Origin of the sequence: Thioclava sp. GXIMD4215, from assembly GCF_045291555.1 — a bacterium.
In the GTDB taxonomy this organism is placed as follows: domain Bacteria; phylum Pseudomonadota; class Alphaproteobacteria; order Rhodobacterales; family Rhodobacteraceae; genus Thioclava; species Thioclava litoralis.
In genome coordinates, this window is sequence record NZ_CP149518.1 from 14,244 (window position 1) to 34,766 (window position 20,523).

At 68.8% G+C, this 20,523-nt stretch carries 17 protein-coding genes and 1 pseudogene; 12 read left to right on the forward strand and 6 right to left on the reverse strand.

The window, feature by feature from the left end; translation table 11 throughout:
• Nucleotides 1-88: 88 nt before the first annotated feature.
• A complete protein-coding gene (locus tag WDB86_RS18580) occupies nucleotides 89-1,198 on the forward strand; it encodes a nitronate monooxygenase (protein ID WP_341485567.1) in 1,110 nt (369 codons plus the stop codon).
• 7 nt (nucleotides 1,199-1,205) lie between these two features.
• On the opposite strand, the gene WDB86_RS18585 is transcribed toward WDB86_RS18580, so the two are convergent.
• Nucleotides 1,206-1,850: an NAD(P)H-binding protein gene (locus WDB86_RS18585; protein WP_330628273.1), complete on the reverse strand. Its 645-nt coding sequence runs from the start codon at nucleotides 1,848-1,850 to the stop codon at nucleotides 1,206-1,208.
• A gap of 540 nt (nucleotides 1,851-2,390) precedes the next feature.
• A complete protein-coding gene (locus WDB86_RS18590; RefSeq protein WP_339110077.1) occupies nucleotides 2,391-3,290 on the reverse strand; it encodes a LysR family transcriptional regulator in 900 nt (299 codons plus the stop codon).
• Between the two features lie 290 nt (nucleotides 3,291-3,580).
• On the opposite strand from WDB86_RS18590, the gene WDB86_RS18595 reads away from it, so the two are divergent.
• On the forward strand, nucleotides 3,581-5,035 hold the full coding sequence (locus WDB86_RS18595) for a VOC family protein (RefSeq protein WP_341485568.1): 1,455 nt from the start codon (nucleotides 3,581-3,583) through the stop codon (nucleotides 5,033-5,035).
• A 195-nt stretch (nucleotides 5,036-5,230) separates the two neighbouring features.
• Nucleotides 5,231-6,712, forward strand: a complete 1,482-nt coding sequence (locus WDB86_RS18600; protein WP_341485589.1) for an aldehyde dehydrogenase family protein — start codon at nucleotides 5,231-5,233, stop codon at nucleotides 6,710-6,712.
• A gap of 75 nt (nucleotides 6,713-6,787) precedes the next feature.
• Here the strand turns inward: WDB86_RS18600 and WDB86_RS18605 are convergent, their stop codons facing one another.
• Complete coding sequence (locus WDB86_RS18605; protein ID WP_339110075.1) at nucleotides 6,788-7,699, reverse strand: LysR substrate-binding domain-containing protein; 912 nt, start codon at nucleotides 7,697-7,699, stop codon at nucleotides 6,788-6,790.
• Between the two features lie 254 nt (nucleotides 7,700-7,953).
• Between WDB86_RS18605 and WDB86_RS18610 the strand changes: the two genes are divergently transcribed.
• A complete protein-coding gene (locus WDB86_RS18610; RefSeq protein ID WP_341485569.1) occupies nucleotides 7,954-9,243 on the forward strand; it encodes an FAD-dependent oxidoreductase in 1,290 nt (429 codons plus the stop codon).
• Between the two features lie 40 nt (nucleotides 9,244-9,283).
• Here WDB86_RS18610 and WDB86_RS18615 read toward each other — a convergent pair whose 3' ends face one another.
• A complete protein-coding gene (locus WDB86_RS18615) occupies nucleotides 9,284-10,672 on the reverse strand; it encodes an FAD-dependent oxidoreductase (RefSeq protein WP_341485570.1) in 1,389 nt (462 codons plus the stop codon).
• A gap of 133 nt (nucleotides 10,673-10,805) precedes the next feature.
• Between WDB86_RS18615 and WDB86_RS18620 the strand changes: the two genes are divergently transcribed.
• The 5 genes from WDB86_RS18620 to WDB86_RS18640 all read left to right on the forward strand — a co-directional run bounded on the left by WDB86_RS18620 (nucleotide 10,806) and on the right by WDB86_RS18640 (nucleotide 16,636).
• Nucleotides 10,806-11,708, forward strand: coding sequence for a LysR family transcriptional regulator (locus WDB86_RS18620; protein WP_330628267.1), 903 nt, complete (start codon nucleotides 10,806-10,808; stop codon nucleotides 11,706-11,708).
• Between the two features lie 108 nt (nucleotides 11,709-11,816).
• Complete coding sequence (locus WDB86_RS18625; RefSeq protein WP_341485571.1) at nucleotides 11,817-12,659, forward strand: ATP-binding cassette domain-containing protein; 843 nt, start codon at nucleotides 11,817-11,819, stop codon at nucleotides 12,657-12,659.
• Complete coding sequence (locus tag WDB86_RS18630; protein ID WP_330628265.1) at nucleotides 12,656-13,591, forward strand: ABC transporter ATP-binding protein; 936 nt, start codon at nucleotides 12,656-12,658, stop codon at nucleotides 13,589-13,591. The genes WDB86_RS18625 and WDB86_RS18630 overlap by 4 nt, the downstream gene beginning before the upstream one ends.
• Nucleotides 13,592-13,601: 10 nt before the next feature.
• Complete coding sequence (locus tag WDB86_RS18635; protein WP_341485590.1) at nucleotides 13,602-14,918, forward strand: ABC transporter substrate-binding protein; 1,317 nt, start codon at nucleotides 13,602-13,604, stop codon at nucleotides 14,916-14,918.
• A 17-nt stretch (nucleotides 14,919-14,935) separates the two neighbouring features.
• Entirely contained in the window at nucleotides 14,936-16,636 is a 1,701-nt protein-coding gene (locus tag WDB86_RS18640) for an ABC transporter permease subunit (RefSeq protein WP_341485572.1), read from the forward strand.
• A 24-nt stretch (nucleotides 16,637-16,660) separates the two neighbouring features.
• Here WDB86_RS18640 and WDB86_RS18645 read toward each other — a convergent pair whose 3' ends face one another.
• Nucleotides 16,661-17,974, reverse strand: a complete 1,314-nt coding sequence (locus WDB86_RS18645; protein WP_341485573.1) for a TIGR00366 family protein — start codon at nucleotides 17,972-17,974, stop codon at nucleotides 16,661-16,663.
• 280 nt (nucleotides 17,975-18,254) lie between these two features.
• Nucleotides 18,255-18,452: pseudogene (locus tag WDB86_RS18650) on the reverse strand (substrate-binding domain-containing protein); the annotation flags it as partial.
• Here WDB86_RS18650 and WDB86_RS18655 point away from each other — a divergent pair.
• The 3 genes from WDB86_RS18655 to WDB86_RS18665 all read left to right on the forward strand — a co-directional run bounded on the left by WDB86_RS18655 (nucleotide 18,361) and on the right by WDB86_RS18665 (nucleotide 20,433).
• Nucleotides 18,361-18,603 carry a hypothetical protein gene (locus WDB86_RS18655; protein ID WP_341485574.1) on the forward strand — a complete coding sequence of 81 codons (243 nt, stop codon included), beginning with the start codon at nucleotides 18,361-18,363 and terminating at the stop codon, nucleotides 18,601-18,603. The pseudogene WDB86_RS18650 and the gene WDB86_RS18655 sit on opposite strands and share 92 nt — an antisense overlap.
• A 26-nt stretch (nucleotides 18,604-18,629) precedes the next feature.
• Nucleotides 18,630-19,478 (forward strand): inositol monophosphatase family protein, encoded by an 849-nt coding sequence (locus WDB86_RS18660; protein WP_341485575.1) that lies wholly within the window; start codon nucleotides 18,630-18,632, stop codon nucleotides 19,476-19,478.
• A 217-nt stretch (nucleotides 19,479-19,695) separates the two neighbouring features.
• The gene (locus WDB86_RS18665; protein WP_341485576.1) at nucleotides 19,696-20,433 is read left to right on the forward strand and encodes a FadR/GntR family transcriptional regulator; all 738 of its coding nucleotides are present in this window, start codon (nucleotides 19,696-19,698) and stop codon (nucleotides 20,431-20,433) included.
• The last annotated feature ends 90 nt before the right edge of the window (nucleotides 20,434-20,523 follow it).

Here is a 20,523-nt window from a genome sequence, read left to right on the forward strand (position 1 = left end):
ATATATGAACAAAAACCGCGCCCCTTCCGGCCCTCCGGTGTTTCGGCCCTCCGGTGTTTCGGGACGGGCGCGCGGGAGGGAGGCGCGAATGGAACGGACCGAGGCTCTGGCGCGGCTGGGGATTTCCCATCCTGTGCTGCAGGCGCCGATGGCGGGGGTGTCCACGCCCGCGCTGGCGGCGGCGGTGTCGAATGCGGGCGGGCTTGGCGCGCTCGGGCTGGGGGCTTGCGATGTGCAGGAGGCGCGGGCGATGATCCATGCGCTGCGGGCGCGCACGCAGGCGCCGTTCAACGTGAATTTCTTCGCCCATCGCCCGCCTGTGCCCGATCCGGCGCGCGAGGCCGCATGGTGTGACGCGCTGCGCCCCTATTTCGCGCAATTCGGGGCGGTCCCGCCGGTCCGCCTGCGCAGCCTGTATCGCAGCTTTGCCGAGGATCCGCAGATGCTGGCGATGGTGCTGGAGGAAAAGCCTGCGGTGGTCAGCCTGCATTTCGGCCTGCCGCCCGCCCCCGTGATCGCGGCGCTGAAGGCGGCGGGGATCGTGCTGCTGGCCAGTGCGACCAGTCTTGCCGAGGCCCGACAGATCGCGGCGGCGGGCATCGATATGATTGTCGCGCAGGGGATCGAGGCGGGCGGGCATCGCGGGGTGTTCGCCCCCGAGCGCGCGGATGAGGGGCTTGGTACATTGGCGCTGACCCGCCTGTGCGTGCGCCATTGCGATGTGCCGGTGATTGCGGCAGGCGGCATTATGGACGGGGCGGGGATCGGGGCGGCGCTGCGCCTTGGCGCGGTGGCCGCACAGCTTGGCACGGCCTTTATCGGCTGTCCGGAATCGGCGGCGGACCCCGCCTATCGGGCGGCGCTTGAGGCCGTCAGAGAAGGGGGGGCCGCCTGCGAGCCCCCCGCCTGCGAGACCGGAACCGCCCATACCGTGCTGACCGACCTGATTTCAGGGCGACCGGCGCGGGTGCTGGCCAACCGCTTTTCAGATCTGGCGCGGCCTCTGGCGGGGCAGCGGCCTGCGGCCTATCCGCTGGCCTATGATGCGGGCAAGGCCCTGCATGCTGCGGCCAGCGCCCGCGGGGTCTCGGGGTTCGGGGCCTATTGGGCGGGGCAGGGCGCGCCCCTTGCCCGTGCGCTGCCCGCCGCCACCCTTGTGGCCAGACTGTTGCAGGAATTGCGCGCGGCCCCCGCCTGAGGGCGGCTTACCAGCCGACCGTCAGTTTCTGGCGCGGGCGGGGGGCCAGTTCGACCAGATCCAGCATCGCCACGGCGAAATCCGCATAGGAAATCGCGGACCGCCCGTCGCTTCGGGTCACAAGCCGGTCGCGGCCCAAGGCATAGCGGCCCGTCCGCGCCGCCTCCAGCAGCAGGGCCGCCGGACGCAGGCAGATCCAGTCGGCCTGCGGATATGTGTCCAGCAGCCTGTCCTGCGCCGCGCAGGCCGTGGCGATCGGGCGCACCGCCTCGGGCAGGAAATCCGGGGCGCTCAGCACGGTATGCCCACTGTCATCGGCCAGCAGAAGCGACGCCGCCCCGCCGGTGATATAGGCGCGCCGGTCCGCCGCCTGCGCGGCCTGTAGAACGGTGCGTGTCATCGGCACCAGCGCCGCTTCCGAGCCTTCGGCGGGGCGCAAGGCGGAGAGGGTCGCATCATGCGCGGCCACCAGCGCGGCCAGAGGCTCTGGCGCGGCCAGCACATCAAGGGCTGCGGCTGCGACCTGCGGCGGCAAAGGGGCCAGCGCCGCCGGATTGCGGGCGCAGGCGGTCACCTGATGCCCGCGCGCAAGCGCCTCGTTCAGATAGCATTGCCCGACCATTCCGCTGGCACCAAGCACGAGTAGTTTCATAGGGATCTCCTTTGGGGAAGGCTGGCGGGACGGGGGCGCCTGCCCGTCCGGCGATTCATCTTGACGTCGAGATAAATCGCCGGAAGCTTGACGTCAAGATAAATTGCACCCCGCGTTTACGGCGTGCCGTTGGCGTGCCCACAGGTCACAGGTCGGGGCAGGCGTGCGGGGGGCGCATCGGCTCCGGGGGCAGGCCGCCACCCCTCTTGAGGGCCGCGATGGTCCGATCCCGCCTGTTTCCCCCGGTCTCCGGGCGGCTGGTCGGGCGTCCATGCCCAGCTATGTCTCTCTGTCGGGCAGGAGGGTGGCCTATGAGTCGTGGCAGGACATCCGCAACGGGGGGCGGTGGTGCGCCACCCGCATGAGGCCAGCTCGGATCTGGGGGATAGGTCCAAAGAGATGGCAGGCGGAGAACAGGCGCTGAAAGCGGGCGGTCCGGCCAACAGGACGAACCCGTTCGCGGCACACTAGGCGCAGGGCCGCCCGCGTCTTGCCCTGCGGTGCGAAGGTGTGGCGGTGCGAAGGTCTGCGGGCGCGGGTCTAGCGGGCGAGCGGGCGGAAGCTGACCTGCGTCAGCAACCACGACCGGAACGCCTCGACCGCCGCGCCGCGCCCTTCCGGTGTGACGATGTAATAGGCCTGTTCGGTCGAATGCGGCAGATCCAGCACCACCTGCAACGCGCCTGTCGCCAGCTCGGCCTCTACCAGATAGCGCGGCAAAAGCGCATAGCCCAGACCGGCTTTGGCGGCCTCGATGGTCAGCGAGAACTGGTCGAACCAATGCCCCTCCCTGACCGTGGGCGGGGTCAGGCCGGCGGTGGCGAACCAGTCCGCCCAGAGCGTCGGGCGGTCGTTCAGATGCAGCTTGGGGGCTGCGACCAGATCGGCCACGCAAACGGGGCGGTTCTGGCGCAGCGCGCCCCCCGCCACCGGCAGCACGATCTCGCTGCACAGATAGGTGCAGACCGCCCCGGGCCAGAGCGGCTGGCCGTAATGGATCGCCAGATCGCATTGGGTGGCGGCGAAATCGAAAATATCGCGCCGCGTGGTGACATCGACGGTGGTGTCGGGATGGGCGGCAAGATAGGTGCCAAGCCGTGGCAGCAACCAGCGCTCGGCAAAGGTGGGCAGGGCGTTGATGGCCAGCATGCGGCGGCCCGGGGGGATCGACTGCGCATGGCGCATCGTGCTTTCGGCCATTTTCAGCAGCCGCTCGACCGCGTGCAGGAAGCGCTGGCCCTCGGGGGTGGCGGCCACCTTGCCGGGCATGCGCTCGAACAGGTCGAAGCCGATCTGCGTCTCCAGCTCGCGGATCTGGCGGCTGACCGCGCTTTGGGTCAGCGACAGTTCCTCGGCGGCGCGGGTGAAATTGCCATGCCGTGCCGCACTTTCGAAGGTTTGCAGCATCTTCATATCGGGCAGGTTGCGACGCGCGAGCATAGGGGCCGGTCTTCCTTGTGGTTGCGCGGTCCGGCCTAGCAGATTCTGCCGCCGCTGTCCTGTGGTATTGGCCGGTTGTTTGGGGGAGGCTGTTTGGGGCCGGTTGTTTGGGGGAGGGGGGCGCGGAGGGCTAGACGGGCCTGCGGCTTTGCCATGCGGTTCCGGAATGGGGGTAGTCCGAACCCTTGTTGGGCGCGCGCGAGAAAGGCGGCTAGGGTGGGGGCCAACGCGGCAAGACCAACGCAGCAAAACCACCACGGCAAGACCCGAACCGAAAGCGGAGCAAGGCGATGACCCGGACCCATACCCCCCCCGACGAGATCCGCGCGCGGTTCGCCCGCGCCATGTCGGCGATGTATCGCGCCGAGGTGCCCGCCTATGGCACGCTGGTCACGCTGGTCGAGACGGTGAACGCGCAGGCGCTGGCGGGGGATGCCGCCCTTGCCGCCCGCCTTGCCACCACCGGCGAGCTGGCGCGCATCACCGAGGAGCGTCATGGCGCGATCCGTCTGGGCACCGCCGCCGAGCTGGCCACGATGCGCCGCCTGTTTGCGGTGATGGGCATGGTGCCGGTGGGCTATTACGACCTGTCGGTGGCGGGGGTGCCGGTCCATTCCACGGCCTTCCGCCCTGTCGATCCGGCGGCGCTGGCGCATAATCCGTTCCGCGTGTTCACCTCGCTGCTGCGGCTGGAGCTGATCGCAGATGTGGCGCTGCGCGAGGCGGCGGCCGATATTCTGGCGCAGCGCCGGATTTTCACGCCCGACTGTCTGGCCCTGATCGCGCGGGCCGAGGCCGAGGGCGGGCTGACGGCGGCCGAGGCGCGGCAGTTTGTCACCGAGGCGCTGGAGACCTTCCGCTGGCACGAAGAGGCCAATGTCACCGCCGGTCTCTATCACCGCCTGCATGAGGCGCACCGGCTGGTGGCCGATGTGGTGGCGTTCAGGGGGCCGCATATCAACCACCTGACGCCGCGCACGCTGGATATCGATGCGGTGCAGGCGCGGATGCCGGACGAAGGCATCACCCCCAAGGCGGTGATCGAGGGCCCGCCCGCGCGCCGCGTGCCGATCCTGCTGCGCCAGACCTCGTTCAAGGCGCTGGAGGAGCCGGTGGCGTTTCTGGCGCCGGAGGGCGTGGCGCAGGAAGGGAAGGCGCCGGAGGGCATGAGCCGGGGCCGCCATACCGCCCGTTTCGGCGAGATCGAGCAGCGGGGTCTGGCGCTGACCAGCAAGGGGCAGGCGCTGTATGACCGGCTGCTGGCCGAGACCCGCGCCCGCGTCACCCCCAAGGCCGATGGCTCGAATGCGGCGCAGTATCTTGCCACGCTCAGTGAGGTTTTCGCCGCTTTCCCCGATGATCTGGACAGTCTGCGGCTGCAGGGGCTGGGCTATTTCCGCTATACGCCCACCGGCCTTGCGGCCCGGACCGACCTCACGCGACCGGCTGCCGAGCTGGTGGCGGCGGGGGTGCTGCGCGCCGATCCGATCACCTACGAGGATTTCCTGCCGGTCTCGGCGGCGGGGATCTTCCAGTCCAATCTGGGCGATAGCGCGGCGCAGACTTTCGAGGCCAATCCCAACCGCGCCCGTTTCGAGGCCGATCTGGGCGCGCCGGTCATCGACCTGCACCAGCTTTATGCCGAGGCCGAGGCCGCCTCTCTGGCGCGCGCACGGGCCGCATTGGCGCAAAGCCCCCATCCGCCCGCCGCCCGCCCGCCTGCGCGGGACGCAGGGCCGGACTGACCCCGCTGGCAGGATGCGGGCCACCCGCGGCCCTGCCTCTCCCACAACATGGCCCCCACAATACGGCCCCAACAATACGGCCCCGAAAATACCGCCCCGAAAATACCGCCCCACAGGGCGCTGCGCGGGCCGCTCCCGATCATGAAAGGACCGATCATGCTGAGCAAACCCCTCTCTACCGTCACCCGTGACACGATGGCCGCCTGTGGCGTGACCAGCGGCCTCGATGCCGGAGACATGACCGTGCTGTCGCCGGTGACGGGCACGGCCGTGGCCTCGCTGAAACCCCATAGCGTGGCCGAGGCGCAGGCGATGGTGGGCAAGGCACAGGCGGCCTTCCGCCAATGGCGTCTGGTGCCCGGTCCGCGCCGTGGCGAGCTGGTGCGGCTCTATGGCGAGGAGCTGCGCAAGGCCAAGGAGGATCTGGGCCGGATGGTCTCGATCGAGGCGGGGAAATCGCCCTCGGAGGGGTTGGGCGAAGTGCAGGAGATGATCGATATCTGCGATTTCGCCGTCGGCCTGTCGCGCCAGCTTTACGGGCTGACCATCGCCACCGAGCGCGCCGGTCACCGGATGATGGAAACATGGCATCCGCTGGGGGTGGTGGGGGTGATCACCGCCTTCAACTTCCCCTGTGCGCCGTGGTGCTGGAACACCGCGCTTGCGCTGGTCTGCGGCGATCCGGTCATCTGGAAGCCCTCGGAAAAGACGCCGCTGACGGCGCTGGCCTGTCAGGCGGTGTTCGAGCGGGCTCTGGCGCGGTTTGGCGCGCAGGCCCCCGAGGGGCTGTCCCAGGTGCTGATTGGCGGGCCGGAGCTGGGGGAGGTGCTGGTGGAGCACGAGAAGGTCGCCCTGATCTCGGCCACCGGATCGACCCGCATGGGCCGGACCGTCGGCCCGAAAGTGGCGGCGCGCTTTGGCAAGTGCATCCTTGAACTTGGCGGCAATAATGCGGGCATCGTCTGCCCTTCGGCGGATCTGGATATGGCCCTGCCCGCCATCGCCTTCGGCGCGATGGGCACGGCGGGCCAGCGCTGCACCACCCTGCGCCGGCTGTTCGTGCATGAAAGCATCTATGACCAGCTCGTGCCCGCGCTGAAAAAGGCCTATGCCTCGGTCAGCGTCGGCAACCCGCTGGAAAGCACCGCCCTTGTCGGGCCGCTGATCGACCAGCGCGCCTATGACAGCATGCTTGGCGCTTTGGCCGAAGCCCGCGATCTGGGCGGTGTGGTGCATGGCGGCACCCGCGAGAGCGTCGGCCCCGACACCGCCTATTACGTCAAGCCCGCGCTGGTCGAGATGCCCGCGCAGGCAGGCCCCGTCAAACGCGAGACCTTCGCCCCGATCCTCTATGTGATGAAATACAGCGATTTCGACGCGGTGCTGGAGGCGCATAATGATGTGGGGGGCGGGCTGTCCTCGGCGATTTTCACCACCGATCTGCGCGAGATGGAGACCTTCCTGTCGGCGCGTGGCTCGGATTGCGGCATCGCCAATGTCAATATCGGCACATCGGGGGCCGAGATCGGCGGCGCCTTCGGGGGCGAGAAGGAAACCGGCGGCGGGCGCGAATCCGGTTCGGATGCGTGGCGGGCCTATATGCGCCGCGCCACCAATACCATCAACTACTCGAAAGACCTGCCGCTGGCGCAGGGGGTTGTCTTCGATATCGGCTAGGCCTTCGGGCGCTGTGGCCTTCCGATCGTGGGGGTGCTGCCGGGCCATCAGGTCCGGCAGAGCGCGTTCGGGCGCTCAGTCGAGCACCTCCGATTCCTGCCGGAACCAGTCCAGAAACCGCGCCAGCGCGGGGTCGGGGTCATGGTCGCGCGGCCAGACCAGATAATACATCGCATCGCCCTCCTGATCGTTTGGCGGATCGGGCTGTGCGGGGCCAAGCTGCACCAGCCTGCCGCTGGCGATCTCGGGGCGGGCCAGAAACTCGGGCAGAAGGGCCGCGCCGAAGCCCGCCACGGCGGCGGCCTGCAGGCTGAGGAACTGGTCGAACAGCATGCCGTGCAAATGGCCGGGGCTGACGGCCTGACGCTCGAACCATGTCTCCCACGCGCCGGGGCGGCTTTCCAGATGCAGCAGCGGCACGTTCAGCAGCGCCGCGACCTCGGTGGGGTCTGCCGGTGCAAGGGCCGGAGCGGCCACCGGCACGAGCCGGTCATAGGCCAGCGGCAGATACGCCACCCCCGGCCAGTCCTGAATGCCGAAATACACCGCCATATCGAATTTCTCGCGCGCGAAATCGACCCGCGCCAGCCGTGTGCTCTGGTTGATCAGGATCTGCGGATGGTGGCGCAGGAACCGTGCGATGCGCGGCCACATCCAGTGCAGGCCGAAGGTGGTGGGCAGGGCGATATTGAGGCTGTTGCTTTCGCCGCCCGCCTTCAGGCGCAGGCTCGATTGCGCCAGATCATCGAGCGTGGCACGGATCGAATGCGCGTAGCGTTCGCCGGAGGCGGTCAGTTTCAGCCCCTTGCCATCGCGCACCAGCAGCGTGACGCCCATCTGCTCTTCCAGCACTTTCAACTGGCGGCTCACCGCCGAGGGCGTCAGCGCCAGATCCTCGGCGGCGGCCACCGCCGAGCCAAGCCGGTCCACGGCTTCCAGCGCGCGCAGGCAACTGATCGAGGGTAGGAAGCGTCTTTGGGTCGACATAGACGAAAAACTCCAATCATGGTGAGTTTAACTCGCTTTTCGTGGCGCGAAAATGCGGCGTATCCTTCAGGGACTATAGCCTTACAGGCAGGGGGTTTCTACCGCGGATCGTCAGGGCTTTGCCGGATCGGGGTAGGGCCCCCTGTGTGGAGATTTATGAAACTCTGCGCCCGTCGGAAGTCTGCGCCCGTCGGATGTCCGCCCCTGCCAGCGCAACCGGCCCAAGCGCCGCAAAAGCAAAAGGAGAGCATCAGATGCGTGCCGAGACGAACCTGTGGACGACCTCCTGCCGCGAAAGGGTCACCTGCCCGCCGCTGGTGCAGGATCTTCGGGCCGATCTGGTGGTGATCGGGGCGGGCTTTACCGGCTGTTCGGCGGCGCTGGAGGCGGCGGGGCGCGGGGCCTCGGTGGTGGTGCTCGAGGCGAAGACCCTTGCGCATGGCGGGTCGGGGCGCAATGTGGGGCTTGTGAATGCCGGTCTCTGGCTGCCGCCCGAAGCGGTGGTGAAGGCGCTGGGGGCCGAGGTGGGCGGGCGGCTGCTACAGGTTCTGGGCGCGGGCCCCGCTGCGGTGTTCGAGCGGATCGAGACGCATGGGATCGACTGCGAGGCCACCCGCAACGGCACGCTGCATCTGGCCCATGCGCCCGCAGGGCTGCGCGATCTGCAAAGCCGCCTGCGGCAGGGCAGGGCGATCGGCGCGCCGCTGGAATTGCTGGGGGCGCAGGAGACCCGCGCCCGCACCGGCAGCGCGGGCTTTCACGGCGCGCTGCTGGACCCGCGCGCGGGCACGGTGCAACCGCGGGCCTATTGCACGGGGCTGGCGCGGGCGGCACAGGCGGCGGGCGCGCGGATCCATGCGCATAGCGCCGTCACATCGGTGAGCCGCGATGCGGGGGGCTGGCAGGTTGTGGCCAATGGCCATCGGGTCACGGCCAAGGCGCTGCTGGTGGCGACCAATGCCTATCATCACGGGCTTTCGGGCCTGCCCGCGCCGCGCTATGTCAAGGTCCGCTACAGCCAGTTCGCCACGCAGCCGCTGCCGCCGGAGCTGCGCGCTCGGGTATTGGCGGGGGGCGAGGGCTGCTGGGATACCGCGCTGGTGATGACCTCGATCCGGATGGATCAGGCCGGTCGGCTGATCCTCGGGGGGATGTGCGATGCCTCGGGCGCGGGGGCGCGGATCCATGCCAGTTGGGCAAGGCGCAAGCTGCGCCACCTCTATCCGGCGCTGGCCGATCTGCCCTTCGTCCATCAGTGGCAGGGCGATATTGCCATGACGCGCGACCATATCCCGAAAATCGTCGAATGCGGGCCGCAGGGCTATGCGGTTTTCGGCTATTCGGGACGCGGTATCGTGCCCGGAACGGTGTTTGGTGCGGCCTGTGCCGAAGCCCTGCTGGAGCAGCGCCCCGATGCGCTGCCCCTGCCGCCGCGGGCCTGCTATACCGAGCCGTTCTGCAAGACGCTCGGGGCCTATTACGAGGCCGGAGCCACGCTGGTCCACGCCCTGACCCCCGCGCCGGTCGGCAGGCCCCGCGCGTAGCGATCGCCCGCGGCGTGTGCGGCCTAGTTGTGCGCGACCCTCACGACAGCGGAAAGCCCATCCGCCCGCAGAGCTTCAGCCACGGTCTGCGCCAGCCGCCCTTGCTATCGGCCCCGTCGAGCGCGCGCATGGTCAGCGCCGCCCCCAGCGTCCGCAGCGGCTCGGGCGGGATCCAGCGCGGTTCCGTGGCGGCGAAATCCATCCGTGTCTCGGGCAGGTCCTGCCCCCGAAGCCGCGCCAGACCGACCCGCGCCCCGAAGCGGCTGGCGGTGATGCCAAAGCCCGAATAGCCCCCCGCATAAAGCGCCTTGCCGCCGAAATAGCTTTGGAAATGCACCGCCATACGGGTGGTCAGCGCGATGGGGCCGCTCCATGCATGGGAAAAGCGGATCCCCTCAAGCTGTGGAAATGTGGCAAAGAAGGCGGCGGCCAGCGGCACATAGGGCGTAGCGGTCCGGTCGGGCTGCGGGTCGCGCGGGCTGTTATGGTAATAGCCCAGCCGCCCGCCGAACAGAAGGCGGTCATCGGGGGTGAGGCGCATGTAATTGAGCTGCGTGCGGGTGTCATAGATCCCCTGCCGTCCGGCCCAGCCAAGCGCGTCTTTCTGCGCGGCGCTCAGCGGCTCTGTCGTCACGATGCGGTCGCGCAGCATGGCCACCCGCCGACGGATGCGCGGATGTCCCGCCGCAAAGGCATTGGTGGCCAGCAGCACCTTTGGCGCGCGGATCAGGCCCTGCGGCAGCCGGATCTCCAGCTGCGACCCCCGCTCTTCCAGCGCGGTCATCGGCGTGGTCTCGTAGATCTCCACGCCCAGTTCCCGCGCCGCGCGCAACAGCCCCCATGCCAGCCGCGCCGGATGCACCGTGCCGCTGTCGCGATGCGACCAGAGCGCGCCCTGAAAAAGCGGCGAGTGGATCTGCGCGCGGGTCTGCGGCCCGTCCAGCAGGCTGACCTGATGGCCATATCTGCGATGCAGGTCGTATTCGTGGCGCAGCAGCGGCAGCCCCTCGGGGCTGACGGCCACGGTCATCTCGCCGGTCCATTCCAGATCGGCCTCGATGGCATGGCGGGCAAGGGTTGCCGAAAACCCCGCGATATTGTCCTGCCCCAGCGTTTCCAGCCGCGATATGTCGGCGGGAAAGATCCGTGCGGCATTGCCCAGACCATGCATGACCGAGGTCGACACGATCCCCCCCGGCCGGCCCGACGCGCCGCTGGCGATCCGGCAGGCCTCGATCAGGATGACATGGCAGTCGGGGTCGGTCTCGCGGGCCTGAATGGCCGCCCAGAGCCCCGTGAACCCGCCGCCCACCACCACGAGATCGGCGCGTCTGACGCCGCTGAGGGGCGGCAGGGCCTCGGGCATATCGGGGCGGTCAAGCCAGAACGGGTAGAAGCGGGTATCGGCCAGAGCGGCGGGGCAGGGCATGGGGTCCTCGTGTCGGTCAGGGGCGGGGTGTCGATTGGCGGGCGCGGCAGGGCGTGGGCTTTATGTGACAAAGCGCGGGCTGTTCTCCCATCGCGACTTGCCAATAGATACATTTGCTGGAACAAATGTATCTATGAAAATATCCGGTTCCGATCTGCATCTCTTCCGCGTGTTCGACTCTGTCGTGCGCCATAACGGGCTGTCTGCCGCGCAGATGGAGCTGTCGCTGAGCCAGCCCACGATCTCCAACCACCTGACCGCGCTGGAGCAGCGTCTGGGGGTGGTGCTGTGCGAAAGGGGGCGGCGGGGCTTTGCGCTGACCGAAAAGGGGCGCATCGTGCACCAGATCGCGCTCGAGGTGCTGGGCGGGCTGGACCAGCAGTCCCACCGGCTCAGCCAGTTGCGCGGCAGCTTGGCCGGCAGCGTGCGCATCGCGATTGTCGATTGTGTCGCAAGCGACGTGAATTGCCGCCTGCCCGAAGCTTTGGCGCAGGTGGCCCGTGAGGCGCCGATGATCGAGATCGCGCTCCAGATCCTGCGGCCTGGCGCGATCAGCGCCGCGCTGTCATCCAACGAGCTGGACATCGGAATCGGCAGCTTTGACAACCGTTTGGGGGCGCTGCATTACCATCCGCTTTACCGCGAGGCGCACCGGCTTTACTGCGGGGCGGCGCATCCGCTTTTTGCGCGCCCCGATGCCGAGATCACCCGCGATCTGGCCTATGCCGCGCCTTGGGTGCATCGCGGCTACTGGAGCGGGCGGCGGCAGCAGAGCTTCCAGCGCATCGAGGCGGACCGCATCGTCTACGAGATCGAGGCCCAGCTTCTGTTGGTGCTGTCGGGGGCCTATCTGGGGCTGTTGCCCGAGCATGCCGCAGCCCCGATGGTGGCGGCGGGGCGGCTGCGGGCGCTGCCGGTGCATGACGATGATTACACGGCGGGGATCGAGCTGGCCACCCGCACGGGGCGGCTGTCGCGCGCGGTCAGCTATCTGCGCGGGCAGATCCTTGGCGCGCATGAAACCCATTCAGCCTAGTCAATAGATCATGGCCGGTATTGCGGTGCCTTGATCACGAAAGCGGCATTGACCGAGGCTGATATGTTATAATATATCCGGTCAAAACAGCCGGACTGCCCCCCTCCCATGCCCCTTGCCCTCACGCCGCCCGATCCGATGCCCCCCGATGTGCTGTGCCTGAGCGATCTGCACCTGACGCTGCGCCATCAGCCGGTTCTGAACGGGCTCGACCTGCGGATGCGGGCGGGGCAGCGGATCGCGCTTCTGGGGCTGTCGGGCTCGGGGAAATCGATGACCGCGCGGGCGGCGCTGGGGCTTTTGCCGGAGGGCGCGCGCCTGACGGGGGGCATCCATGTGGCGGGGCAGGAGGTGACCCATGCGCCGGTTCTGGCCCGTCCGTTGCAGGCGCGGCCCGCGATGGTGATGCAGGACACTCTGGCCGCGCTGAACCCGCTGGCCACGATCGGCTACCAGATCGAACAGCCGCTGCGCCGTCAGGCGCGCGCGCAGGGGCCGCGGCCCTGTCGTCGCCGGATCAGGGCGGCGGCGCTGGATCTGCTGGCGCGGGTCGGGCTGGAGGGCGGGGGGGCGCTGCTGTCGCGCTGCCCGCCCGAGCTGTCGGGGGGCCAGCGCCAGCGGGTCTGTCTGGCGATGGCGCTGGCCGCGCGCGCGCGGGTGATCATCGCCGACGAGCCGACCTCGGCGCTCGATGTGGTCACGCAGGCGCAGATCCTGACGCTTCTGCGCGCGATCTGTCAGGGGCCGCAGGGACCGGCGCTGCTGTTTATCACCCATGACCTGCATGCGGCGGCCCATCTGTGCGACGAGGCGCGGGTGATTGCCGGGGGCCGGATTGTCGAGGCCGCGCCGATGCGGGCGCTGCTGTCGCATCCCCGCCATCCGGCCAGTCAGGCGCTGATCGCCTCGGCCAGACAGTGCGGGATCGCCTGCGAAAGGCTCTTCGCATGAGCCTTTACACGGTGGAGTCCCTGCGGCTGGCCTATCCGGCGCGTCGTCTGTTTGCCGGCCATGCGGTGCAGCAGGTCCTGCGCGATCTGTCCTTCACCATCGCGGCGGGCGAGACCGTGGGGCTTGTCGGGGCGTCGGGCAGCGGCAAATCCAGCCTGCTGCGCTGCCTTCTGGCGCTGGAGCCGCGCGCGCAGGGCTGCATCCGTTTTCAGGGGCGGCGGCTGCGGGCGGGGTCCGTGCGCGCGCTTGGCTGGTACCGGCGGGCGGTGCAATATGTGCCGCAGGATCCGGTGGCCTCGCTGGAGCCGCGCATGAGCGTGGCGCAGATCGTGATGGAGCCGCTGCGCAGGCTGACCGGCGAGACCGCGCCCTTGGCCCGCGCCACCGAGGCGCTGGAAAGCGTGGGGCTGGATCACCGCTATCTGGCGCGCCGCCCGCACGAGCTGTCGGGCGGGCAGGCGCAGCGGGTGGCGATTGCCCGTGCCATCGTGCTCAGGCCGCAGGTCCTGCTGGCCGACGAGCCGGTCAGCGGCCTTGACATGACCATCCGCGCGCAGGTGGCCGCGCTTTTGCGCGGGCTTTGTGCCGAGCAGGGCATGGGGCTGGTGATGGTGTCGCATGATCTGTCCGTGGTGGCCACGCTGTGCCGCCGCGTCATGGTGATGGAGGCGGGCGCCCTGGTCGAGGACCGCCCGCTGGCGGCCCTTCTGGCCGCCCCCCATCACCCGCAAACCCGCCGTCTTCTCAATGCCGCGCCGCCAATGATAGCTGCGGCCTCTTCCCAAGGATTTTCCAATGAGACTGCTGAGCAGAGCCCTGATCGCGGGGCTGGCACTTGCCCTTCTCGCGCCGCACGCGCAGGCGGGGGACCGGCGCATCCATATTGCGCATCTGCAACCGCCGCGCTCGGGGCTGAACCCCCTGTCGGATGACGCGTTCAAACTGTCGCGCTGGTCCACCGCCGAAACGCTGGTGCGGCTGGATGCCGAGGGCACGCCGCAGCCGCTTCTGGCCACCGGCTGGACGCGGCTGGATGCGCGGACATGGCGCTTTGCCATCCGGCAGGGGGTGACATTCCACGATGGGACCGATCTGACGCCGGAGCGTGTGGCCGCCGCGTTGCAGGCCGCCACTGCCGCCGTGCCGCGCCCGCGCATTCTGGACGGGGTGGATCTGGGCGTGCGGGCCGAGGGCGGGGGGGTCATTGTTACCACCGCCAAGGATGACCCGCTGCTGCCCAACCGCCTGTCCAGCCCGCAACTGGCCATTCTGGCCGCGCGCGCCTATCATGCCGATGGCACGGTGGTGCCGACGCGGGCCGGCACCGGCCCCTTCGTGCTGACCGAAATCAACGGCGTCAGCAGCGCCCATCTGGACCGGTTCGACGGCTATTGGGGGACGCCTGCGCGGCTGGCGGGGATTGATGCCGATTATGTCGGGGATGGCACCGCGCGCGGCGCGGCGCTGCGCACGGGGGCGGCGGATGTGGTCGAGGCGGTGCCGGTGTCGCAGGCGGCTCTGGTCGATCCGGCGCTGATCCACGAAGTCCCGATGCCCCGCACCAACACGCTTTACGTCAATACCGCCCGTGGGCCGCTGGCCGATCCGGCGCTGCGTGCGGCGCTGCGCACGGCGCTGGACCCTGCCGCGCTTGTGCGCACCGTCTATGAGGGGCGCGCCGATATCGCCAAGGGCCTTCTGGGTCCGGCCCTGCCCTGGGCCGAGGGGCTGCGCCAGCCGGTGGCCTATCCTGCCGCCCGTGCACCGGCGGGCGAGACGATCGTGCTGGGCACCTTCACCGACCGCGCCGAGCTGCCCGAAGTGGCCGTTCTGGTGGCGCAATCGCTGACGCGGGCGGGGTTTGTCGTCAAGCAGGATGTGCGCGAATATGCCCATATCGAGGCCGATATGCTGGCGGGCAGGTTCGACCTGTTCATCCTGTCGCGGGCGACCGTGCTCGATTCCGGTGATCCTGTGTCCTATATGGTCAGCGATTTCTCCTGTGCGGGCTCGTTCAATATCGCCCAGCTTTGCGATGCCGGTGTCGATGCCGCGCTGGAACGGGCCGCCGCCACCGATCCGGGGCCGGCGCGTCAGGCGGCGATCATCGCGGCAGAGCGCGCCATTCTGGCGACGGGGGCGGCGGTGCCTTTGCTGCATGAACGGGTGATTCAGGGCGAGGCGGCAACGGTGTCGGGGGCGATCCGCGACCCGCGCGAGCGCCAGCTGATCACCGAGCAGACGACGCTGCTCGAATGACCGGCAGGGGGCGGGCGATGCTCCCCGCGCTGTCGCGTGCGGGGACGCTTTGTGCGGTGATGGGGCTGGTGGGGATGCTGCCGTGGATCTCGGGGCGCGATCCGGCGGCGAGCCTGCTGCGGGCGCGGATGGGCGAGCAGACCCCCACCCCCGAGGCGCTGGCCGCGATCCGTGCCCAGCTGGGTCTGGCCGACGGGCCCTGGGTGCATCTGGGCCAGTGGCTGGCGGGGCTGGTGCGCGGCGATTGGGGGGTGTCGTGGATCTCGGGCGCGCCCGTGCTGGAGGGGATGCTGGGGGCGCTTGCGGTGTCATGGACGCTGATGGCGGCGGCCTTCGGCGTGGCGCTGTGCTGTGCGGGGCTGATCGCGCTGCCGGTGCTGTTGCGGGGCCTTCACGGGCGCCCGACACAGACCGCGGGCGTGCTGGCCGCCACCCTGACCGCGCTGCCCGAATTCATGCTCTCGGCGCTGTTTCTGGTGGTGTTCTCGGTCTGGCTGGGCTGGTTTCCACCCTATGGCTGGCAGGGATGGTCGCATGTCGTGCTGCCTGCGCTGGCCTTGGGGCTGCCGGGGGGCGGTCTGCTGGGGCGGTTGCTGGGGCAGGCGCTTGCGGCCAGTTTCCACGAGGCATGGATTGCCAGCTGGGCCTGTGCGGGGATCAGCCGCGCGCGGATCGCGCGGGCGGTGCTGCGCCGCAGCCTTCCGGCGCTGATGCCGCAGATCGGTATGATCATGGTGGCGATGACCGGAGGGGCGATCGCTGTCGAAAAGGTGTTTTCCATTCCGGGGCTGGGGCGGGCGGCGCTGGGGGCGGCCTCGGCGCAGGATCTGCCCGCCTTGCAGGCCGGTCTGCTGCTTTTGCTGCTCAATGCGCTGGCCATCGGCATTCTGGCCAACCTGATCCGCGTGGCGCTGCTGGGGCGGGCGCTGACGCTGGGGGCGCTGCCGGTCACCCCGCCGCAAAGCGCGCCTCCCGACCGGCGCCTGTGGCTGGTGCCACTGCTGGTGGTCCTGCTGCTGGCGGGGCTGGTGCTTTGGGGGTGGCCGCGCGATCCGTTCAGCGCGCAGTATCTGCGGCTGCAGGCCCCTGGCCCCGCGCTGCCGCTGGGGGCGGACGGGCTGGGCCGCGACGTGCTGGCGCGCATCGCGCATGGGGCGTTCTCGACCATCGGCATGGCGGTTCTGGCGACAGGGATCGCGCTGTGTCTGGGGCTTCTCATGGGGATGGTGCCGCGCCTGAGCATCGGCCTGATCGAGGTCACCAAGGCCACGCCGCCCACGATGGCCGCGCTGGTCACCGTGGCGGCGATGGGGCCAAGCGCGATGGGCGCGCTGGTGGCGGTGAGCGCCGTTGCCTGGGCCCCGCTTGCGGCGCATACGGCGGCGCTGGTGGCCGAGGCGCGCGCCAAGCCGCATATCGCCATCGCGCCGGTGCTGGGGGTGGGGCCGCTGCGGCTGATCCCGCGCTCGATCCTGCCCGAGGTGCTGGCCCCCGTGACGCGCCACGCGATGCTGCGCCTGCCGGGGATCGCGCTGGCGCTGGCGGCTCTGGGCTTTCTGGGGCTGGGGGCCAGACCTCCGGCACCGGAATGGGGGCTCGTTCTGGCCGATATGCTGCCCTATGTCGAACGCGCGCCCCTGGCGGTGCTGATGCCGGTGGCGGCCTTGGCGCTGCTTTCGGTGCTGGGGGTATCGCTGGCGGCGCTGCTGCGGCGCTAGGCGGGGCCGGATGGCAGGCGGGGTTCAGCCCAAGACGGCAAGGGCGGTGAATGTGCCCGCGATCAGCACGCCCGACAGGCCCAGCCAGATCACCAGATATCCCATGATATCGCGTGCCGATAGCCCCGCCACCCCCAGCAGCGGCAGCGCCCAGAAGGGCTGGATCTGGTTCGTCCAGCCATCGCCCCATGTGAAGGCCATGATCGTATGCGCGGGATTGGCCCCGAGCGCATAGGCCGCCTCCATCACGATCGGCCCCTGAATGGCCCATTGCCCGCCGCCCGAGGGGATGAACAGGTTGACCAGCCCCGCCGAGAGGAAGGTCAGCAGCGGAAAGCTTTCGGGCGTGGCCACAGAGATGATCGTGTTGGAAAAGCTGGTCACCAGACCGGAGGCCGTCATCATCCCCGCAATCCCTGCATAAAGCGGGAACTGCACGATGATCCCCGCCGCAGCGGTCACGGCTTTACGGGCGGCGGCGGTATAGGCATCGGCATTGGGATGCAGCACCAGCCCCAGCGCCAGAAAGAGCAGGATCACCGTGTCCAAGGTGATCGCGAAACGGCTCTCGGCGATCTGGCCGGCCAGATAGGTCAGCACCAGAAGCCCCAATGCCAGAGTGGGCAGACGGCTATGCTCGACCCGTTCGGCGGGGCTCGGGGCGGCCCTGTCGGGGGTCTGTTGCGGTGCCTTCGGGGCCTCTTCATGTAGCAGGCGCGGGCAGGGCGGCTGCTTCTGCATCAGGAAGAACCCGACAAGCACCGCCAGAAGCGCCAGTGTCAGCGCGATATTCCACGGCGCGTAAAGGGTCTGTGCCACCGAGACGATGCCGATCTTGCTTTCCATGAAATGCCCCGGTGTGGCGATAACCAGCGGGATCGAGGAGGACGGGCCGCGCACCAGCTCGCCGCCATAGGCCGCCGCGACGATCAGCGGAAAATGCACCGCGACACGGCGCCCGACCTCGCGTGCCAGAACCGCGCCTGCCACCATGCCGAACCCCCAGTTGAGGTAATAGCACACAAAGCTCGTCACGATCACGATGACCAGCGCCTGACGCGGCGTGCTGGCCTGTGCCGCCAAGGCCCCGATCATCCGCTGCACCACCGGTGTCATCGCCAGAATATAGCCCGTCAGCAGCACCAGCGTCATCTGCATGGCGAATTTGAACAGCCCCGCAAAGCCGTCGCCCCAATAGCGGGCCATCTCCATCGCCGAGCGGCCTTCGACGCCGATCCCCAGCACGAAGACAATCGCGGTCAGCGCCAGTGCCAGCACGAAGGCGCTTGGCAGGTAACGTTCGACAAGACGTACCGAAAAACGTGTTATAAAATCCAATGGTTCCTCCTCCGGTCCCGTGGGGCATGGCGGCGGCAGGTGCCGTATTCCGGCTTGGCCGGACGGCCGCAGGCCCCTCCTCCTTGCGCAAGGCTATGCCGCGGGGGCGGGGCGGAGAAGCTGTATCGTTCGTATGTTGAGCGTTGTTCAAATACGGGCGGGAGATGTTCTCATACTGAACACCCCCGCGCCGCAGCCCCCCGCCCGCTTGGGGCAGGCGCACGCTTTTGCGCCAGACCATCCGGACCGGAAGCTGGACCATGCGCGTGTCACTCTCGGGGGTGGTCAGCCATTCGACCGCCTTCGCGACGATCTCGGCGGTGGGCTGGGCAAAGGTGTTCAGGGCATAGCTTTCCCAACCGGCCTGCGCGATATCGTCAAAGCCGATGACCGACAGCGCCTCGGGCACCGCGAGGGCGGCCTGCCGGAAGCCCGCGACCCGCCCCGCAAGGCTGGGCGTGCCCGCCGCCGAGGACACAAGGGCAAGCCTGTGGCATCCGGCGCGGCGCAGGGTGGTGAAGGCGGTCATGCCCGCGCGTCTTTCCGTGCGTGCCAATGCCACACCCTATGCGGTGGGCAGTCATCTGGCGCTGAGCTTCCGTGCGACGGGGCTGGCGCTCCTGCCCTGACATTTCCAAAGATTGCGAGACATATCATGACAGCTACAGACCCTGCGGCCACCGCCGGAACGGTGGCAGACCGCGCGCGCTTTGCCAAAGAGCTTGCGCAGAATGCCGGCGCCTTGGCGCGCAGCTATTTCCTGCGCCGCTCCGAACTGGATATCGAGACCAAACGCTCGGCCCATGACCTCGTCTCCGAGGCCGACCGCGCGGTGGAGCGTATGATCCGCACCGCCATCGCCGCGCGCTTCCCCGAGGATGCGCTGGTGGGCGAGGAAGACGGGTGCCGCGCCGGGCGCTCGGGCTTTACATGGATCATCGACCCGATCGATGGCACGGCACCGTTTCTTGCGGGCATGCCCGGCTGGTGCGTCTCGATCGGGCTTGTCGATGCGCAGGGGCCGTTGGTCGGGGCGATCGAGGTGCCGATGCTGGCCGAGAGCTATCTTGCCCTGCGCGGGCAGGGGGCCACGCTGAATGACCGCCCGATCCGTGTGGCGCAGGCGCGGACGCTGGCCGACGGGCTGGTGGGGATCGGGGCGAATGACCGCATCTCGAACCGGAGTTTCGGCACCTTCCTTGCCGAATTCGGCGCGGCAGGCGGGGCGTGGGTGCGCTACGGGTCCGGCGCGCTCATGCTGGCTTGGGTCGCGGCGGGGCGGCTGATTGCCTATCTGGAGCCGCGCATGAATGTCTGGGACTGTATCGCGGCCCATTGCCTGATCGAGGAAGCCGGTGGCAGGGTCCGCCCCTTCGATCTGGACGAGGGGCTGATGATCCCTGCCCCCGTGCTGGGCGCAAGCCCTGCGGTCTTCGACACGCTCCAGCGGCTCGGGCGGCTGGAGGAGGATACATTCTGGGTGCCGCAGGCCATATCCGTCTAAGGCCCTGTTGTTTTTGTAAAAAACGTCATCTACCCGCCATTCGGCCCTGTATGCGCACCGGCTCCTCCGGCGGGTTGCAAGGCCGGACCGCCCAGGGGCGGGGCAAGGAAAAGGTTGCGTTTTCCCCCGATCCTGTATGATAAGTTGTCTGACTTATCTGTGAGGGAGCGGAGGGCGATCCTGCCTCCACCTCCCCGCATGTTCAGGGAGGATGTTCATGAGCAAGACCGACGCGGCTCCGGCCAAAGGCGAACGGGGGCAACGCCAGACCCTTGTCGCGAAGCTGGCGGAGGCATTGCGTGCCGAGATCGCGGCGGGGCATGTCGCTCCCGGCGCGAGGCTGCCCAGCGAAAGTGCGCTGACCAAGGCGCATGGGGTCAGCCGGACGGTCGTGCGCGAGGCCATCGCGGCGCTGCGCTCGGAGGGGCTGGTGGAGGCGCGGCAGGGGGCGGGGGTCTTTGTGCTGGCCCCCGAAGCGCCCGTGGCCATGCCGTTCCGCAATCTTGATCCGCAGCGTGTCTCCTCGACGATCGAGCTGCTGGAATTGCGCAATGCCATCGAATCCGAGGCCGCAGCCCTTGCCGCCCAAAGGCTTGTTCCGCAATGGGAAGAGGTGCTGCTGGAGGCCAATGCAGGCTTTCGTGAGGCGGTGGCCCAAGGGCTGCCGACCGGCGAGGCCGATTACCGGCTGCATCTGGCTATTGCCCGCGCGACCGGCAATCCCCGCTTTCCCGAATTTCTGGAATTCATCGGCACCGGCATCATTCCGCGTGCAGCTTTGGGCGCGGGCGAGCCGAAAGACGAGCCGAGTTCCCGCGACTATCTTGCGCAGATCAGTGCCGAGCATGACCGCATCGTGCAGGCGATCCTTGACCGCGATGAAGAGGCCGCCCGCACAGCGATGCGCACCCATCTGAAGGGCAGCTATCTGCGCTATCGGGCCATCCTGCGGTAAGCGGCGCGATCCTGCATATACATCATACAAGTTGGTTGACAGATTCGGATTTATGGGATTATTTGTCATACAAGCCCGAGGAGAGCGGGC

Coding starts and splice junctions, on each gene's coding strand:
- WDB86_RS18580 (WP_341485567.1), top strand. CDS start 89: ATGGAACGGACCGAGGCTCTGGCGCGGCTGGGGATTTCCCATCCTGTG.
- WDB86_RS18610 (WP_341485569.1), top strand. CDS start 7,954: ATGCGTGCCGAGACGAACCTGTGGACGACCTCCTGCCGCGAAAGGGTC.
- WDB86_RS18585 (WP_330628273.1), bottom strand. CDS start 1,850: ATGAAACTACTCGTGCTTGGTGCCAGCGGAATGGTCGGGCAATGCTAT.
- WDB86_RS18655 (WP_341485574.1), top strand. CDS start 18,361: ATGACCGACAGCGCCTCGGGCACCGCGAGGGCGGCCTGCCGGAAGCCC.
- WDB86_RS18615 (WP_341485570.1), bottom strand. CDS start 10,672: ATGCCCTGCCCCGCCGCTCTGGCCGATACCCGCTTCTACCCGTTCTGG.
- WDB86_RS18605 (WP_339110075.1), bottom strand. CDS start 7,699: ATGTCGACCCAAAGACGCTTCCTACCCTCGATCAGTTGCCTGCGCGCG.
- WDB86_RS18595 (WP_341485568.1), top strand. CDS start 3,581: ATGACCCGGACCCATACCCCCCCCGACGAGATCCGCGCGCGGTTCGCC.
- WDB86_RS18625 (WP_341485571.1), top strand. CDS start 11,817: ATGCCCCTTGCCCTCACGCCGCCCGATCCGATGCCCCCCGATGTGCTG.
- WDB86_RS18590 (WP_339110077.1), bottom strand. CDS start 3,290: ATGCTCGCGCGTCGCAACCTGCCCGATATGAAGATGCTGCAAACCTTC.
- WDB86_RS18600 (WP_341485589.1), top strand. CDS start 5,231: ATGGCCGCCTGTGGCGTGACCAGCGGCCTCGATGCCGGAGACATGACC.
- WDB86_RS18630 (WP_330628265.1), top strand. CDS start 12,656: ATGAGCCTTTACACGGTGGAGTCCCTGCGGCTGGCCTATCCGGCGCGT.
- WDB86_RS18665 (WP_341485576.1), top strand. CDS start 19,696: ATGAGCAAGACCGACGCGGCTCCGGCCAAAGGCGAACGGGGGCAACGC.
- WDB86_RS18660 (WP_341485575.1), top strand. CDS start 18,630: ATGACAGCTACAGACCCTGCGGCCACCGCCGGAACGGTGGCAGACCGC.
- WDB86_RS18620 (WP_330628267.1), top strand. CDS start 10,806: ATGAAAATATCCGGTTCCGATCTGCATCTCTTCCGCGTGTTCGACTCT.
- WDB86_RS18640 (WP_341485572.1), top strand. CDS start 14,936: ATGCTCCCCGCGCTGTCGCGTGCGGGGACGCTTTGTGCGGTGATGGGG.